Here is a 16,955-nt window from a genome sequence, read left to right on the forward strand (position 1 = left end):
GCAACAGTTCAGTTTGCCGCCGGCAGGGCGCCGTAGCTTCGGATGATCTCTGCTGCCTCTCCCGCCCTGGAGAAGGCGATGAACTTGGACACATCGTTTGGCAGACCTTCCGGGCGGTAGACATAGGCGAGTTCGCCGGTGCTCGGATAGCCGGGCTGCGACGGATGATGGCCGTCGATTTCCAGGACTGTGGTGCCGATGTCGAGTATCTTGCTGTACGGACCAAAGCCGATGGCCCCATCGGTCAAGCGCACGCTTTCGACGGCCTCCTGCGTTGAAACCGCAGTCTTCGACCGTTCCGTGATCTCAAGGTTCTTCCAACCGGGCATGTTGGCACGCAGCGTCGTCAGCGTGCTGTCGGCATCCTCCCGGCGGACGACCCGAATGCGGATATCCATACCTCCGACCTCCTTCCAGTTCGAGATTTGGCCGGAGTAGATCGCCGCAAGCTGCACCGTATCGAGGCGCGATATCCCTGCACTCGGATGCACGAAGAAGGCGCTCGGGATCTTCGCGACAGGCACGTAGGCCAACCCTCTCGCGCGCTCGGCATCACTGAGCGGCCGGGCTACGCGCGCTAGGCGGGCCGCTCCCGATCCGACCGCGGCGATTCCGCCGCCTGAACCGATGCTAGGCGGGATCCGCACCTCGATCGACGGCTCCATTTGGCGAAAGCGAGCTGCGACAGCTTGCAGCATCTCGATGCCGTCGCCGGTTCCTACGACGGATAGCTCTTCTGCAGGTAACGCAGCCGAGCTCGTCAGCATAAGCACTACTAGCGGTAGATATCGCATGGCTCGTTCTCTGCGGTTGGAAACGTGAGCCTACCAGCTGCCCCGTAAACGATTGCTAACCGTAGCCGCGAAACATGGTCGCGTTCCTTTGGAGCATAAGATTTTACCTTGACTTCATGCTTTGTCCCTAACATCCCGCGGTACGAGGATCAAAGAGGGCGGCCTGGTGCCGGAGAAATCCCATAGTAAACCGATGGAGGTCTCGCCGAAGAGGGTGGAGATCGCCGGAGGACTGTGGGCGACAGGCTACCGTCTGATATCGCATGCGGCATCACGAGGATCCCTGTGGTTACGCGCGCGAATGTCGGACACCCATGTCGGGGCGCACCTTGCGTGGGTCGTGCTTTTGACCGGCGCGTTGGCGTTTGCGGCTATTGGCGTCGTCTCTCTCATTCGTCTGAGGGCCGACGCGGAGGAACAGGCGACCGCACTGGCCCAGCTATCGCGTCAGCAGCTTGCTCGGAAGCTCGATGGGGAGGCGCGTCTGGCCGAAGCCAGGTTGCGGGTCTTGTTCGACGAAGCGCACCGCCAGACGCGATATCTCTCGCAGCGACAAGACGTCGTAAAGGCCATCGTCTCGGCAAACTCGGTCGCCATGCAGCTTCTGCTGCACCCTGCGAGCGTCACGGGCGAGCTCGATGCGTTTCTTGTCAGCGATCCGGCCGGAAACATCATAGGATCGAGCCGAACGACCGACCTCCTTGTCGCTCGGGAGGCGATCGCGCGATTGGGACTCGACGATCGTATCGTTTCGGTTCTGACCGATAATCGCCGAAGCGAAAGGAGGTCAGATCGGACGACTTTGCGCGTGATGCCCGACGACGATCGCGCCATCGGCATGCCACTGGGAAGGACGATTGCACATTTCGCCATGGAGCCGGTTTTCGACGATTTCGGCGACGTGGCAGGGGTGTTGATCGGTATCCGTTCGCTGGCGCCTTCAGAGGCCACGTTCGAGAAATTTTCCAGCATCGTGAATGCCGGTGTACTCGTGAAGGATGGAGACCTCACCCTTTCCTCGGGCGGTCTCCCCACCTTCAATTTCCATGCAACGACGGCATTAGCTGACGACGAACTGATATCCGCCTCCGGTGGCAACCGCGTTGGCCGCTGCGCGGCCCACGAGCTCGGCCTCCTTGTCTGTACCCACGTCGAGGCTTCGGAAGTCCAGGAAGCTCAGCAACAGATGCTTCGCGTGAGCGAGCGACAAGCCGGCGCCCTTTTTACGTGGTTCCTCGTGCTCGCGGCGGGCTCGCTTGGCATCCTCGTGTCCGTGGTGCTGGTAGCCGTTAGGCAGGTCACACGAGGCTTGCCGCAGCTCGCATCGGCTGCTGCGTCCGTGGCGCGAGGAGACCTCGACGTGCCTTTCCGCGCAATCGGGGTCGGTGAGGTGCGCAGCCTGGGGCAAGCCTTCGAGGTCATGCTCGCGAACCTGCGCGAGAGCCTCGGCCGGACGCGAACGCTGGCATTCTTCGATCCGGTAACTGGTCTGCCCAACCGTGCCAGCTTGCGGATCGATGGGACGGAGGCGCTGACGTCACGGAGGTCTGACGTCGTATTCCTATTCATCGATCTCGATCGCTTCAAATCGATCAACGACACTTTCGGCCACAAGTCCGGCGACATGCTATTGGGAGCGCTGGCTCAGAGGCTCGCCAACTTCTTCGATAGTCGGGTCCGATCGAATGAGATTAACGCCTTCCGCGTCGGCAGGCTCGGCGGCGACGAATTCCTCGCGATCCTCGATCTCACCGCGACCGAGGCGCGGCTACAACGCCTTGTAGAGGACCTCATCCGGCGTCTTGGCGAAAACTTCGTCATCGGCTCGTCGCACATGACGGTCGGAGCAAGCGTAGGTATCGCCATCGCTGGTCGCGACGGCGCTACATACGACGATCTGCTGATCAGTTCCGATGTAGCCATGTATGAGGCCAAGCGCTCCGGCCGAGATTCATACGCGTTTTTCACTGCGAAGGCGGCTGCGCTGATGCAGGAGCGGCTTGCAATCGAGAAGGAGCTGCGCGTTGCCTTGAGCGAGCAGACCCTGAACCTGCTGTACCAGCCGCTTTTCTCCTTGCGGGATGGCACCATCGTGGGCGCCGAGGCGCTAGTGCGCTGGCGCCATCCGACGATGGGGGACATTCCACCAGGAAAGTTCATCGGGATCGCCGAGGATGCGGGTCTGATATCCGAGCTTGGGCAGTTCGTGCTGGAGCGTGCGGTCACCGAGACGGCTGCGCTCGTGCGCGACAGCAGCGACCTCAGAATCGCAGTGAACGTGTCGGTCCTTCAATTAGAAGATCCGACCTTCGCCAACCGGATCGAGGCTTGCTTGGCCAGGGCCGACTTCCCACTCGACCGGCTCGAAATCGAGATTACGGAATCGGTCGCGATGCGCGACTCCGACGTAGTCCAGCGGCAGATCGTCGATCTGAGACGAGCGGGGGTTCATTTCTCGCTGGACGATTTCGGCACGGGGTATTCGAACCTTTCCATGCTGGCGCGGTTACCGGTCGATACGCTCAAGATCGACCGATCATTGGTCGCCGGCATACATCATAGCGTAGAACAGCAGGCGATCGTCAGAACCATCCTGGCGCTGTCGCAGTCAATGGGTTTTGCTTCTATAGTGGAGGGCGTGGAAGCCGCCGAAGAACGCGATTTTGTGATCGCAGCCGGTGCGGATATCGCGCAGGGATTTTTCTTCAGCCGCCCTGTGTCGTTTGACATGCTCAAAGGCATGCAACTGACGCGAGCACTAAGCAGGGTTACCGATCGTTCGGAAAACGGCGTTGGTCGGTCCAAGGCGGCCTCGAGCCGCTAGCCGGTTACGAAAGAGTACTGCACGGCAACGCTCTTAGCCGATTAGCGCGAGGCTGTGGACAGTGACCACCATCTTGCAATCCATTTCATCGACCGAGCGGAGCCGGCTTTGGCAATCAGGGCGGCGCCCGTACAGACAGATGCCACCCAAGCGGCTCGTTTGGATTGCCGGCGCGAGAGAGCGAGCGTGGCCAGATTGTCGACCTCTCGACGCGTGCCTTGCCCGCCCGGCACGGGCAGACCATCCATCTGCGGTGCCGCAGCGAAGGTGGAGTGAACGCCGGCATGCAAGCCTTGGGATGACATGACGCCGGCACCGCTCTCCGAGACGCCACGAGTTCGCGATCCGGCAGACGCCCGAGCATACATACAGGGCCAAAGACGTCGAGCGTCTCGAACTGCTCGAGCAGCACGATCCCGATCGTGCGCGATTGGGATGGAATTGTCGTCGTCACATTGGGCTTGGTGATGTCGCCTCGCGGGTTACCCACCCTGTCACATGCGACCCGCATCCGACAGGGCAGCAATGCTCGGTGCGCCCGTCACTCAGCGATGGCCGGAAGGCCGGGCAGAAGTTTGTCCAGCGTGATCGGGAACTGCCGCACTCGCACGCCTGTAGCGTTGTAGACGGCGTTGGCGATTGCAGCGCCGGCCCCGCACACACCCAGCTCCCCGACGCCCTTGGCATGCAGCGGATTGGCGACAAGGTCGCGTTCTTCCAGGAACTGGATGTCGATGGCAGGAATGTCGGCGTGAGCCGGCACATGATACTCGCCGAGATCGCGATTGACGATCTTACCGGTTCTTGGATCGTGGACCAGTTCCTCAGTCAGCGCGCCGCCGATGCCGAACACCACGCCGCCGATCGCCTGCGATATTGCGGTTTGGAGATTGAGGATACGACCTGCGGCGAAGACGCTGGTCCAGCGCGAAACTCGCACTTCGCCCGTAACCGCATTCACTCTGACCTCACAGAAATGCGCGCCATAAGAGGTTTGGTTGAAGCGCCGGTTGCTTTCTCCGGGCTCGGTCGCTCCCTCCACCGAAAGCCCGTTGCCGACGAGCTCGGTGATGGGCCGGCTGATACCGGGAGCCGTGAGGATGCCATCCGTCAGAGTCACCGCATCGACACATGCGCCGGCGGCGGCGGCTAGGCGGGCGCGCAGTTCGGCGCAGGCCGCATACAGTGCTGAGCCGCTGGTCGTCGCGCCCCAGCTGCCACCCGAGCCTGCACTACGCGGATCGTCGGTATCACCGAGGCGGACCTCGACCTGCTTCAACGGCACGCCGAGCAGATCCGCCGCGATCTGCGCCAGGATGGTGTAGGTGCCGGTGCCGATATCGGTCATCTCGGTTTCGACCACGACCCGGCCGTCGCCTTGGATCGTCGCGCGAACCCTGCTGGGGCCGAAGAGATTGCCGCGCGCCGCTGCCGCAACGCCGTGCCCGACAAGCCAATCTCCATCGCGCATCTGGCCCGGGCTGGTGTTGCGCCTCTCCCAGCCGAACCGCGCCGCACCCTGGCGGAGGCAGTCAACGAGCGCACGGCTCGAAAACGGCATATCCATCTCGGGGTGGCTTTTGGGCTCGTTGCGCAGCCGCAGCTCGATCGGGTCAAGGCTCAGCGCTTCGGCAAGTTCGTCCATCGCGCATTCGAGCGTCAGCAGCCCGACGGCCTCGCCGGGCGCCCGCATTGACACGGCGAGCTGCTTGTTGGTGCGGACGACCTTGTGATCGACCACCCGGTTCTCGCCTGCATAAAGCAGATGCGTGGCCAGTCCCGCCGGCTCGAAGAAGACCTCGCCTTCAAGTTGGTCGGTGATGGTCTCATGCTGCACGAGGGTGAGCCGCCCGTCGCTGTTCGCGCCAAGTCGTATGCGCTGACGGGTCATCGGGCGCCGTCCGGTGGTCTCGAAAACCTGCTGGCGGGTCATGACAACCTTCACCGGCCGGCCGAGCTGCTGCGCGGCGATGGCCGCGGCCACCGCTTCGGGCATGACTCCCAGTTTGCCGCCGAAGCCGCCGCCGACGAACGGCGACAGCACCCTGATCTGCGAGGGCGGAAGGCCCATCACCGTCGCAAGCTGATCGCGCGTGACGACCGGTGACTGGTAGGAGCCATGGAGCGTGAGTCGCCCCTCCTTCCAGATCGCAACCGAAGCATGGGGCTCCATCGCCGCATGGTTCTGGCTCGGCGTTTCCCACACCGTGTCGACAAGAGCCTGGGCTTCGCCGGCCGCCCGCTCCACATCGCCCTGCTCGGTATGGATCAGGAACAGGCCGAAGATATCATCGGTTGGGGGCAGGGCGCTATCGCGGGCTGCCATCATGTCGAAGACGCCCGGCTGTGACTCGAACGAGACGCGCACGCATAGTGACGCAGCACGCGCGCGCTCCAGACTGTCCGCCACGACGAGCCCAATCGGTTGCCCGAAATAGGCAACCTCCTCGACGCCCTGCACGGGCGCGGCATCTCCTCCGAAGTCGCCGGCATTGCGGATCATCCGCTCATCGCGGATCACCGCAAGAACGCCCGGCATCGCCAGCGCAGCGGTCGCATCGACCAAGCTGATGCGGCCACACCCGACCGGCGCGCGCAGAAGCACGCCATGCAAGACTTCCTCCGGGAAATGTTCGGCAGCATAGCGTGCAGCCCCCGAGACCTTCCGCGGCCCGTCGATCCTCGCGATCTCCCTGCCGATCGTGGGCATGGGGCTTTCGTCGAGCAGGCTGTGCTCGAAGGGCGCGTCCATCTTCACGCTTGCGTCCATCATGGCTCGGCTCCGGTCAGCTTGGTGAGGCAGGAAACCAGCGTTCGCCGCAGCAAGGGGACCTTAAAGTCGTTGCCGCCATGGCCGTTCGCCTCGGCGAGTACCACGTCGGCGCAGCGTTCGAAGAGCGCGGCTGATGGTGCCTGGCCGACCAGCAGTGCCTCCGCCTCGCGATTGCGCCACGGCATGGGGCCGACGCCGCCGAAGGCGAGCGCAGCCTCGGTGATCCGCTCTTCCTCCACGGAGACGACAGCGGCCACCGAAACGAGCGCAAAGGCATAGGAGGCGCGGTCTCGCACCTTGCGATAGCTTTGCTGTCTGGCAGGGGGAGGCGGCAGCACCACTGCGGTGATCAACTCGCCCGGCGCAAGACGATGGTCGACATGCGGCGTCTCGCCGGGCAGGCGGTAGAGCGCTTCGAGCGTGTGCGATCCCGTTTGGCCATCCGGCAGCCTTGTCTCGACGCGGGCATCGAGGACCCTCATTGCGACGGCCATGTCGGAAGGATGGGAGGCGATGCAATGCGCCGAGGTTCCCAGTATCGCCATGATGCGGTTGAAACCGCCGATCGCGCTGCATCCCGCACCGGGCTCGCGTTTGTTGCAAGGGGAGGCCGGGTCGTAGAAAAAGTAGCAGCGCGTCCGTTGCAGCAGATTGCCCGCGGTCGTCGCCTTGTTGCGCAACTGCCCCGATGCTCCCGCGAGGATCGCCTGGGAGAGAACGGGATAGCGCTGCCGAACCAGCGGATGCGCCGCGAGCGCTGCATTCGTCACCAGCGCGCCGATCCGCAGCCCGCCCCCAGGTGTCTCCGTCACCTCTCGCAGATCCAGAGCTCCGATATCGACAAGGTGCCGGGGCCGCTCGATGCCGAGTTTCATCAGATCGAGCAGGTTAGTGCCGCCGGCGATGAAGCGCGCTCCGGGGCGCTCGGTCGCCGCCTGCAGCGCCGCCGTCTCGTCGGCGGGACGGATATAGTCGAAGGCGATCACGTGTCCGCTCCTTCGTGAATGGCGTAATGCTCGATCGCTTCGACGATGCGCGGGTAGGCGGCACAACGGCAGAGATTGCCACTCATCCGTTCACGGATCTCGGCGGCGTCGATCGCCGATGCTGCGCCGGCATGGTCTCCAAGATGGCTCGGCCACCCTTTGCGCCATTCGCCCAGCATGCCGATGGCGGAGCAGATCTGCCCCGAGGTGCAATAACCGCACTGGAAGCCGTCTTTTGCCACGAAGGCGGCCTGGAGAGGATGAAGCTTGTGTGCCGTGCCCAGCCCTTCGATGGTCGTGATCTCGTCGGCCTGGTGCATGACTGCCAACGAGAGGCAGCTGTTGATGCGCCGGCCATCGACCAAAACTGTACAGGCCCCGCACTGGCCGTGGTCGCAGCCCTTCTTGGTGCCGGTCAGTTGAAGATGTTCGCGCAGCGCGTCGAGCAACGTCACGCGCGCATCCAGTTTGAGGTCGTGCCGCGTACCATTGACGCTGAGCGTCACGGCAGCGCCGGAATCCGCTTCGATCCAGGACAAGTCGTGCCTCCTCTGCAGGCGATTGGGAAAGGGTACTGGGTGCCGGTCAGCGCGCGGGTGCGGGCAGCGCGAGGGCTGCCTTGAAGCTGGGAATGTCGAGAAAGGCCGTGACAGCGACGACCCGGTCGTCCTTGACGGTCATGATCCAGAGATAGCTGTTTCTGTAAGTCGTACCGTCGAAGAGCTCGGCGCTGCCGTCCCAATGGACCAGCACATCCTCGCCATCCGCCCAAATCCTGCGGACGACTGGCTTCAGCGGCGTCGTCAGCCTGGCGGCGAGCGGACGGGCCGCGCCGGCCAGCAGCTCCTCGCGGCTATGATAGGTCCGCGCGATCTCCGGATCCGAGCCGATGATCTGCCAACGAGCGTCGTCCGTCAGGAGGCTGAAGACATCGCCGTTCCCGCTTGCCCAGCGCTCGAAGGCAGTTGAGATCACCTTACGATTTCTCTCCTCGACCGGTGACGCCGTGCTGCCGATACCCTGGGCTCTTGGCTGCTCAGGCGCCGCAAGAAGCAGTGTGCCAGCAAGAACCATTGCCATGCGGAATGCCATCGTTGCCGTCTCCGTGTTTGCTGCGGATACGGGCGATAATGCCTGAGCGGCGGGTCAGGTTCGTCTCCGAAACGTCGTGTCAGCGAGGACGCGAGGTCAACATCTCAGCCGGTGAGGCGCCCGAAATCCTGCTCGAAGATGAAGCGCTTGAAGGCCTGGACAGCAGGTGTCGGCCGGGCCGTCCTCGGCGAATAAAGAAAGGCTGGCCAGAGATGATGGTTCCAGTCCGGCAGGACCTCGACGAGCCGGCCGGTGCGCAGATGGTCGATGACCAAAAAATCCAGCAGCCGGACGATCCCGACATGGGTCAGCGCAGCCCCCACCAGCAGCGGGGCATCGTTGACGACGAGCCCGCATGCAGGCTCGACCAGCCGGCGCTCGCCGGCTTCATTCAGGAATAGCCAGCGATAGGGCTTGCCCGTGACGTCGTTCAGCAGACGAACGCAATTGTGGCCTTCCTCGACGTCGCCGGGCGTCTCTGGCATGCCGTGCTCGGCGAGATAGGCGGGCGAGGCACAGGTGATGATGCGGCTCTGCAGGACGGCCCGCTTCTCCAGCCCATCTGAATCCGGTTCCCCGAAGCGAATGGCCACGTCGACGCCTTCGACGAGAAGTTTGTCGATCCGATCCCGAACCAGAAGGTCGATCCGCAGCCGGGGATGCGCGGCGAGCAGAGTTGGCAAGACCGGCATCAGCAGGGCCGGGCCAAACGCGGCGTCGGTAGAAACGCGGAGCCGGCCGCGAATCTCAGCCGGAGAGGTCGGTGCCGCGATGACGCCGAGCCGCTCCAGCAAAGGCGTGACCTCTTCGAGAAACCCGCGACCCTGGTCGGTCAGCTTGAGCGCCCGGCTGGTCCGATCGAAAAGCCGCATGCCGGTTCGGTCTTCCAGCCGTGCGATGGACTTGCCTACCCCGGAGCGTGACAGCCCGACCTGGTCCGCCGCTCGGGCATAGCTTCCGGTGTTGGCCACCGCGACGAAGACGGTGATGCCTGCGATGATCCTTCCGTCAAACAACATGGCCTGGTCCCCCAATGCCGCTCCTCATTGACGCGTGCCGCAGTATGGAAGTCGACGATCGGCCGACTTGCCGACCGATGATCGCATTTTTTAGCAGCGCTGCTGAGGCCGGCAGATTAGCTCAGCGGTTCACCATGGCGAGTGCGGCCGTGCCATAGCGCTCTCCGGAGACCGCGAAGGCGGTGAGTGCCCCATCAAGCCGCTTCACATCATCTGGGTAGAGCTTGAGACTGTCGGCACGGAGGTTTTCTTCGAGGTAGCTTCGCCGCTTCGTTCCCGGGATCGGAACGATGTCATTCTTCCGCTGAAGCAGCCAAGCTAGCGCCACCTGGCCCGCAGTGGCTCCATGAGGCTCGGCGATCTCTCGCACCAGATTGGCGATCCGCATATTGGCGTCGAAGTTCTCGCCCTGAAGGCGCGGATCGCCCTTCGCCCGAAAATCCTCGGCCGGATAGTCTTCGGCCCGCTTAGCTGTGCCTGTGAGAAAGCCCCGGCCAAGGGGGCTGAAAGGAACGAGGCCGATCCCAAGCTCCAGAAGAAGCGGGACGATCTCGTCATCGAGATTCCGTTCCCAGATCGAGTATTCGCTTTGCAGGGCCGAGACCGGCTGCACCGCATGCGCCCGACGAATGGTGTCGGCGCCCGCCTCGGACAAGCCGAAATAAAGGACCTTCCCCTCGGCAATCAGGTCCTTGACCGTTCCGGCAACGTCTTCGATCGGCGTAGCCGGGTCGACACGATGCTGATAGAGCAGATCGATACGGTCAGTCTGGAGGCGCTTCAAAGAAGCGTCGACGACCTCGCGGATATGCTGTGGCCTGCTGTCGGCTCCCGCGAACAGGCCCTTGCCGATCACGAACCCGAATTTCGTCGCGATCTGCACCTGCTCGCGCCGCCCCTTGAGCGCCCGCCCGAGCAGCTCCTCATTGGTGAATGGGCCGTAGACCTCGGCCGTATCGAAGAAGGTACAGCCGAGTTCGATTGCGCGATGAATGGTTGCGATCGACTCCGCATCATCCGGTTGGCCATAGGCATGGCTCATCCCCATGCATCCCAGACCGAGCGCCGAAACCTCCAGGCCCTGCCGGCCGAGCTTACGCCGTGTCAGCATTTCTGCTTTCCAATTCCCAGTGTCGACGATGTGGTGACGGGGTTGCAGGCGATGCGCACGCGCCGCCACTGCGAAAAGCTCGTCCCGTCCCGCTTGGAAAACAATGGGCGATCATGGAAGATGGTCCGCCGATTCTGGAAAATGCATGGACTGGAACGATCTGCGATATTTCCTCGCCGTGGCACGGACGGGCAGCCTTACGCTGGCTTCGTCCAATCTCGGTGCGAGCCAGTCGACGGTCAGCCGGCGGATTGCGGAGCTTGAGAAGAGCATCGGCGCCAGCCTTTTTCGAAGGCATCAGACCGGCTATTTCCTGACCGATACGGGGCAGGAGGTCCTGCGCCATGCCGAGCTGGTCGAGGACAGCGTCATGGCGCTGGAAAGAGCCGCTGCGGGGCTCGATCGAAGCCCGGTGGGGACGGTGCGGCTGGCCACATCCGACAACCTGGCCACCGACCTCGTCATCCCGGCTCTTCCGGCCTTCAGGGAGCGATATCCCGGAATCTGCCTTGAAATCTTGACCAGTACAGCGACGGCAGAACTTGAACGACGAGAAGCGGACATCGCGCTTCGCGTCGTGAGACCGTTGCGCGGGAACCTGAAAATCCGGCGGGTCGGGCATATGACCTATTCGGTCTACGGCAGCAGGGATTATGTCGAGCGCCATCCGGCCCAGTCTGGCGAACCGCTCGGAGGCCGCTATGCGATCGCCTGGGACGCGTCCCACGCACATCTGCCGGCTGCAACATGGCTGGCTCGGGAGCATCCCGGCTGCCGGATCGCCATGATCACCACCAGCCTCGCCACGCAGATCGCCGCCGTACGGGCTGGCCTCGGCCTTGCCGTCATTCCAGATTTTCTCACTGTGAACGAGGACTTCGTCCGCGTGATTCCGCCAGAGCGGATGTTCAGCGCAGAGGTCTGGCTGGTCACCCACGCCGACCTTGCCGCGTCCGCACGTATCCGAGCGCTGGCGGATTTCCTCTGCGTTGAGGTGATGCAACGCAATCGCGACCTTCGCCTGCCCGAGTTGGCTTAGGCCGGACGGCATCTGGCGCCTGGACCTGCAAACGCGTCCTCAGTTCGGCCGCATCTTCGAGGAGGCATCCTCGCCCACGACGGTGGCCCACTCACGAATGCGCCACTCCCGAACGAGACCATTGTTGATATAGGGATCGTCCTTCACGAACCGCTCGACGATCTCCGGGCTATCTCCCTTGAAGAGAATGACACCCGTATCCAGGGGATCGGTCAGTGCTCCTGCCAAAACCAGCTCTCCGCGCGCAGCGGCGGCCCAGGCCTTCTTCAGATGTTCATCCCGAAACTCCGGCCGGCGGGCCTCGTAGCTGTCTGAGAATGCAAGGAAGAGAACATAGTGTTTCACGGCATTGTTGCTCCTCATACAATGTACAGTCTGAGCGGAGGCACGTGGGCCACGAAGGCGCTTGCTGTCGCGATCAAATGTCACCTCGGCGGGCCTTCAGAAAACTTGGTCAGATCAGGTTTGTCCAAAACCCTTGCTCTAAATGGGCGCTAAACATTACACCGCCCAAGGCGTGCGTCAGACGCCGATTTGTCGGTGCAGTGCGGACGATAGGTACGTAACTAGCGATTTCGCCCTTCTTAGTCCGTGTCACAATTCGCCGATCCGAAGCATTTGGCGCCCCACAAGCCTAACCCTTGCGGACTGATAGGACGCCGAGCTCGAAGTATTGGTAGCACCAACTGCGGCCATTAAGGCCAGTGCGCCCGAACCAGGCATCGGTTGGGCAACATGCTACCTGACGCTATTGTTCAAATCTGCGCCCTGTGGCAGCGGTCGCACCAGCGCAATCAATCCGTGTTCGACGCGACGAAGCTGCTCAATGGCGTCGCCTTTGCGGAACAGCGTTTCGCCTGCCGCCAGACAGCGTTCGCGACCGTGCTCGACCCAGAATTCCTGCAGCGCGAAGTCGGACATGATCATGATCAAGTTCTGTCCCGCGATTGCCAGCCGCATCATACCATTTCGCGTTGCTCCTGCAGCGCCTCAAGGTCGGCGGAGCGTTCACTCGACGTGCCATGCACCGCTGCGGGCAACGGTCTGCGGCCCGAGTGTGCCTCATGGCTCCGGTTGGCCGGCGTCGGAGAGATTCTGAACCAGGCAGCGTAGAGAGCCGGCAGGAACAGCAGGATCAGCACGGTGCCGATGGCCGTCCCGCCGATCAGGGTGTAGGCCATCGAGCCCCAGAAGACCGAGTGGGTCAGTGGAATGAAGGCGAGGACTGCCGCAAGAGCGGTAAGAATGACGGGCCGCGTCCGCTGCACCGTCGCCTCGATGACCGCACGGTAGTCGTCTAGCCCTGCGGCCCTGTTCTCCTCGATCTGGTCCGTCAGGATCAGCGTGTTACGCATGAGGATGCCGGCCAGGCCGATGAGGCCCAGGATCGCGTTGAATCCGAATGGCTGGTTGAAGGCGAGCAGCGTCGGAACGACGCCGATTAGACCGAGCGGCGCGGTGAACAGCACCATCGTCATCATGGAGAACGACCGCACCTGGAGCATGACCACGATCAGTGTGATGGCGATCATCAGCGGGAAGATTTTCGCCAGCGCGTCGTTGGCCTTGGCCGCTTCTTCGATCGAGCCGCCCATGTCGATGCGGTAGCCCGCTGGAAGCGACGCGATCAGCGGCTGGAGCGCGGTCAGGACCTGCTTGGAGACTTCCGGAGGCTGGGTCGCTTCGTTGATCTCCGAGCGCACCGTGATCGTGGGCACGCGATCGCGGCGCTTCAGCATCGGTTCCTCAAAGCGGATTTCTGAATGCCCGACCTGATCGAGCGGAATCTGTCGACCATCGCGGCTGATCAGGGAGAAATCCGCGAGCCGCGTCGGATCGAGGCGCTCGGGGCCGGCGCTGCGCGCCACGACGGACACATGACGGATGCCCTCGCGAACCTGCGTGACGGCGACACCGCTGAGCAGGAACTGAAGCTGCTGGCTGACCTGCGCCGGAGAGAGTCCGATGAGATTGAGCCGGTCCTGGTCCGGCACGAAGCGCAGTACGGGCGTGCGGTTCCCCCAGTCGCGGTTGGCTTCCCGGACGTCGGGCACTCCGCGCATGATCTCTAGAGCACGCTCGGAGATCGCATAGAGCTGCGCCGGATCAGGGCCGGTCACGCGGAATTCGACCGGGAACACTGAGGGCGGGCCAAACACGAACTGCGTCGCGCGGACATATGCTTCGGGCGCCAGCCCCTGCGAGATGGCTTGCCGGAGGCGTTGCTTCAGCGCCTCGCGGGTGCCTGCATCCGGCGTCAGAACGACGATCTTGGCGAAGGCCGGGTCGGGGAGCTCGGGCGACAGTGCCAGGAAGAAGCGCGGCGCGCCCTGGCCGACATAGCTCGTCACAATCTTGGCTTCGGGCTGCCTGTCGAGCCAGCGCTCGATCTTCGCGACCGCGGCCGTCGTCGTCTCGATGCTGCTGCCCTCAGGCAGACGCACCTCGACGAGCACCTCGGGTCGGTCCGAGGTCGGAAAGAACTGCTGCTTCAGGCCGCCCATCCCGACGCCGGACACCACGAAGGCGACGGCGACGACCGCGCAGGTCAGAACCTTATGATCGACCGCGTAGGTGATGAGTGTGCGTAGGCGGCGGTAGTTTGGCGTGTCGTAGATCGCCGCGTGGCCGCCGGGAACCGGCTTGATCTCTGGCAGCATCTTGACGCCGAGATAGGGCGTGAAAACCACCGCGACGATCCATGAGACGATCAGGGCGAAGCCGACGACCCAGAAGATGTTGCCGGCATACTCGCCGGCCGTCGAAGGGGCGAAACCGACCGGCAGGAAGCCGGCGATTGTGACAAGCGTGCCCGAGAGCATCGGCGCCGCGGTATGGCTCCAGGCATAGGCCGCGGCTTTGATGCGATCCATGCCCTCCTCCATCTTTACCACCATCACCTCGATGGCGATGATGGCGTCGTCGACGAGAAGCCCGAGCGCGAGGATGAGCGCACCCAGCGTGATCCGGTCGAAGAAGCGGCCGGTTTCCAGCATGATGAAAAACACAACGGCCAGCGTCAGCGGGATCGCAGCCGCCACCACGATGCCGACGCGCCAGCCGAGGCTGAGCAGGCTGACGAGAAGCACGACGCCGAGCGCCATCGCGAACTTCGTCATGAACTCGTCCACGGCCGAGGCGATGTTGACGGCCTGGTCGGTCACCTTCTCCAGCGAGATGCCGAGCGGCAGCGCCCGGCCGATGGCCGCCGTCCTGGCGTCGAGCGCCTTGCCGAGAGCCAGCCCGTCCCAGCCGTCCTGCATGACGGCGGCGAGTATCAGGCTGGCTTCCCCGTGGTGCCGTATGATGAAACCGGGCGGATCTTCATAGCCGCGCCGGACATCGGCGATGTCGGACAGCTTGAACGTGCGGCCGCCGGCGACGATGGGCGTGTCGGCGATCGCGCGAATGCTGTCATAGGCGCCATCGACGCGGATAAAGACGCGCGGTCCTTTTGTCTCGACGGTGCCCGCCGGCGTCACCGTGTTCTGACGCTGCAGAGCCGAAACGACGTCCTGGACAGAGATGCCGAGCGTTGCCAGCCGCTCATGGGAGAATTCGACGAAGATCTGCTCGGGACGCTCACCCAGAATATTGACCTTCTTGACGCCAGGAACGTGGAGGAGATCCTGCCGGATGACCTCCGCCTGCCGGGCCAGCTCCCGCATCGGCAGGCCTTTCGCCTTGAGAGCGTAGAGGGCAAAGCTGACATCGGCGTATTCATCGTTGACGAAGGGGCCGAGCACGCCCTGCGGCAGGTTCCTGGCCTCGTCGGAGAGCTTCTTTCGGGCTTGGTAAAACTCGTCCTGCACGCGTCCGGGCGGGGTGGAATCCTTCAGGTTGACGGTGAGGGACGCGAAGCCCGGTCGTGTCGTCGTCTCGACACGGTCGTACCAGGCCAGTTCCTGGAGCCGCTTCTCAAGGGGGTCGGCAACCAGATCCTGCATCTCGCGGGCCGTCGCGCCCGGCCAGACGGAGGTGACCGTCAGGGTCTTGATCGTGAAGCTCGGGTCCTCCGCGCGCCCGAGCTTGACGAACGCATATGCGCCGGCGGCAATGAGCAGCATGATCGTAAACAGGGTCACCGCCCGCTCGCGGACGGCGATGGCTGAGAGATTGAGGCTCATCGCGAGGCCGCCTCGATGTTGGATGACGGCTTGACCTGCTGGCCTTCGCGCAGGAGATGCGCTCCCAGCGAGACGATCCGACGGCCGGCCTCGAGCCCGGAGACGATGGCCGTCTCTCCGGTCACGCGGACCACACGCACCGGCTGGAAGGTGACGAGCGACCCCGGGTCGTCCAGGCGCCAGACGCCGGTCTTGTGTCCATCGTCGAGGACCGCCCCAAGAGGCACCTCCAGATCGGCTGCCGCCCCACTTGCCGTGATGCCGATCGTGATGGTCGCGCCGAGCGGCGCTGCGGCGGCATCGCCGTCGAGGATGTAGCGGGCTTCGTAGGTTCGGGTTTGCGGATCGGCGGAATCCGACAATTGCCGCAACATGGCCCTTATGCTCCGACCGGAGGAACCGTAGAGCGCTGCTTGCGCGACTGACCCGATCGTTGGCCGCATCGTTTCGGGCAACGCCACCACCGCCTCCCGTGGCCCGGCCTGAGCGAGCCGGATCACGACCTGCCCAGCCGCCACGACCTGGCCGGGCTCGCCCGACGTATCCACGACCACGCCGTCCGCATCGGCAACGAGGATGGCGTAGCCGAGTTCGTTCTCGGCGACTCTCGCCTCCGCATCGGTCGCGGCAGCCTGCGCGGTCGCGGTGTCCAATGCCGCCTTGGCCTGTTCGTAACGCTGGGGGCTGGCGGCGAAGCCGTGTTTGACCAGGACCGCGTAGCGCGCCTCATCTGCCTTGGCCTGGGTCAGCACAGCGCGGGCGGCCGCAGCGGCATTGCGCTTTGCGGTCAGGGCCCAGCGCAGATCGGTCTCGTCGATCCGCAGGAGCGGCTGCCCGGCTTTCACTGGCTGCCCTACGTTGACCAGCCGCTCGACGATCTTCCCGGGAACACGGAACCCGAGATTGCTCTGAACCCGAGCCGCGATGACACCGGTGAAGCGCCTCTCCGCGCGGACGACAGGGTTGGCGATCGAGACAAGCACTGTCGGTGCATCCTGGCGCGGATCGACCTTTACGGAGGCTGCGGATCTCGGCCCCACCAACATGATGGCGCCGGCGATGCCTGCGGCTGCGAGGGTCACGGCACCCGCCGCCAAAGCAAGTTTGAATCTTCGAGACATGAACCACACCAAAATAGATTGTGTTCGAAATCTATGCTGTATATAGAGTTCGAACGCAATCTAATTTTG

The 16,955-nt window shown here is 63.6% G+C and carries 14 protein-coding genes; 2 read left to right on the forward strand and 12 right to left on the reverse strand.

Annotation, left to right across the window (positions count from 1 at the left end):
• Nucleotides 1-8: 8 nt before the first annotated feature.
• Complete coding sequence (locus BMZ21_RS26435; protein ID WP_244544026.1) at nt 9-767, reverse strand: PstS family phosphate ABC transporter substrate-binding protein; 759 nt, start codon at nt 765-767, stop codon at nt 9-11.
• A 328-nt stretch (nt 768-1,095) separates the two neighbouring features.
• Here BMZ21_RS26435 and BMZ21_RS26440 point away from each other — a divergent pair, with 328 nt between their 5' ends.
• Nucleotides 1,096-3,618, forward strand: coding sequence for a putative bifunctional diguanylate cyclase/phosphodiesterase (locus tag BMZ21_RS26440; protein ID WP_167561765.1), 2,523 nt, complete (start codon nt 1,096-1,098; stop codon nt 3,616-3,618).
• Nucleotides 3,619-3,659: 41 nt separating this feature from the next.
• Here the strand turns inward: BMZ21_RS26440 and BMZ21_RS31180 are convergent, their stop codons facing one another.
• The 7 genes from BMZ21_RS31180 to BMZ21_RS26475 form a co-directional block, all read right to left on the reverse strand.
• A complete protein-coding gene (locus tag BMZ21_RS31180) occupies nt 3,660-3,986 on the reverse strand; it encodes a DJ-1/PfpI family protein (RefSeq protein ID WP_091841903.1) in 327 nt (108 codons plus the stop codon).
• Between the two features lie 173 nt (nt 3,987-4,159).
• Nucleotides 4,160-6,391, reverse strand: a complete 2,232-nt coding sequence (locus tag BMZ21_RS26450; protein ID WP_244544027.1) for a xanthine dehydrogenase family protein molybdopterin-binding subunit — start codon at nt 6,389-6,391, stop codon at nt 4,160-4,162.
• Nucleotides 6,388-7,377 carry an FAD binding domain-containing protein gene (locus tag BMZ21_RS26455; RefSeq protein WP_091841906.1) on the reverse strand — a complete coding sequence of 330 codons (990 nt, stop codon included), beginning with the start codon at nt 7,375-7,377 and terminating at the stop codon, nt 6,388-6,390. Before BMZ21_RS26455 ends, BMZ21_RS26450 begins: the two co-directional genes overlap by 4 nt.
• Complete coding sequence (locus BMZ21_RS26460) at nt 7,374-7,916, reverse strand: 2Fe-2S iron-sulfur cluster-binding protein (RefSeq protein ID WP_244544028.1); 543 nt, start codon at nt 7,914-7,916, stop codon at nt 7,374-7,376. The genes BMZ21_RS26455 and BMZ21_RS26460 overlap by 4 nt, the downstream gene beginning before the upstream one ends.
• Before the next feature lie 46 nt (nt 7,917-7,962).
• Nucleotides 7,963-8,352, reverse strand: a complete 390-nt coding sequence (locus BMZ21_RS26465) for a nuclear transport factor 2 family protein (RefSeq protein ID WP_167561766.1) — start codon at nt 8,350-8,352, stop codon at nt 7,963-7,965.
• 221 nt (nt 8,353-8,573) lie between these two features.
• Entirely contained in the window at nt 8,574-9,503 is a 930-nt protein-coding gene (locus BMZ21_RS26470; protein ID WP_143079816.1) for a LysR family transcriptional regulator, read from the reverse strand.
• Between the two features lie 106 nt (nt 9,504-9,609).
• Nucleotides 9,610-10,599, reverse strand: coding sequence for an aldo/keto reductase (locus BMZ21_RS26475; RefSeq protein WP_091841915.1), 990 nt, complete (start codon nt 10,597-10,599; stop codon nt 9,610-9,612).
• 145 nt (nt 10,600-10,744) lie between these two features.
• Here BMZ21_RS26475 and BMZ21_RS26480 point away from each other — a divergent pair, with 145 nt between their 5' ends.
• A complete protein-coding gene (locus BMZ21_RS26480; protein WP_091841918.1) occupies nt 10,745-11,638 on the forward strand; it encodes a LysR family transcriptional regulator in 894 nt (297 codons plus the stop codon).
• A gap of 39 nt (nt 11,639-11,677) precedes the next feature.
• Here the strand turns inward: BMZ21_RS26480 and BMZ21_RS26485 are convergent, their stop codons facing one another.
• From BMZ21_RS26485 to BMZ21_RS26500, 4 genes are all read right to left on the reverse strand, one after another.
• Complete coding sequence (locus BMZ21_RS26485; protein ID WP_244544029.1) at nt 11,678-11,983, reverse strand: YciI-like protein; 306 nt, start codon at nt 11,981-11,983, stop codon at nt 11,678-11,680.
• A 393-nt stretch (nt 11,984-12,376) separates the two neighbouring features.
• A complete protein-coding gene (locus tag BMZ21_RS26490) occupies nt 12,377-12,565 on the reverse strand; it encodes a cyclic nucleotide-binding domain-containing protein (RefSeq protein ID WP_143079817.1) in 189 nt (62 codons plus the stop codon).
• Between the two features lie 32 nt (nt 12,566-12,597).
• Nucleotides 12,598-15,765: an efflux RND transporter permease subunit gene (locus tag BMZ21_RS26495; protein ID WP_091841925.1), complete on the reverse strand. Its 3,168-nt coding sequence runs from the start codon at nt 15,763-15,765 to the stop codon at nt 12,598-12,600.
• The gene (locus tag BMZ21_RS26500) at nt 15,762-16,886 is read right to left on the reverse strand and encodes an efflux RND transporter periplasmic adaptor subunit (RefSeq protein WP_091841927.1); all 1,125 of its coding nucleotides are present in this window, start codon (nt 16,884-16,886) and stop codon (nt 15,762-15,764) included. Before BMZ21_RS26500 ends, BMZ21_RS26495 begins: the two co-directional genes overlap by 4 nt.
• Nucleotides 16,887-16,955 lie beyond the last annotated feature (69 nt).

This window comes from Allobosea lupini, from assembly GCF_900109525.1.
Lineage (GTDB): Bacteria > Pseudomonadota > Alphaproteobacteria > Rhizobiales > Beijerinckiaceae > Allobosea > Allobosea lupini.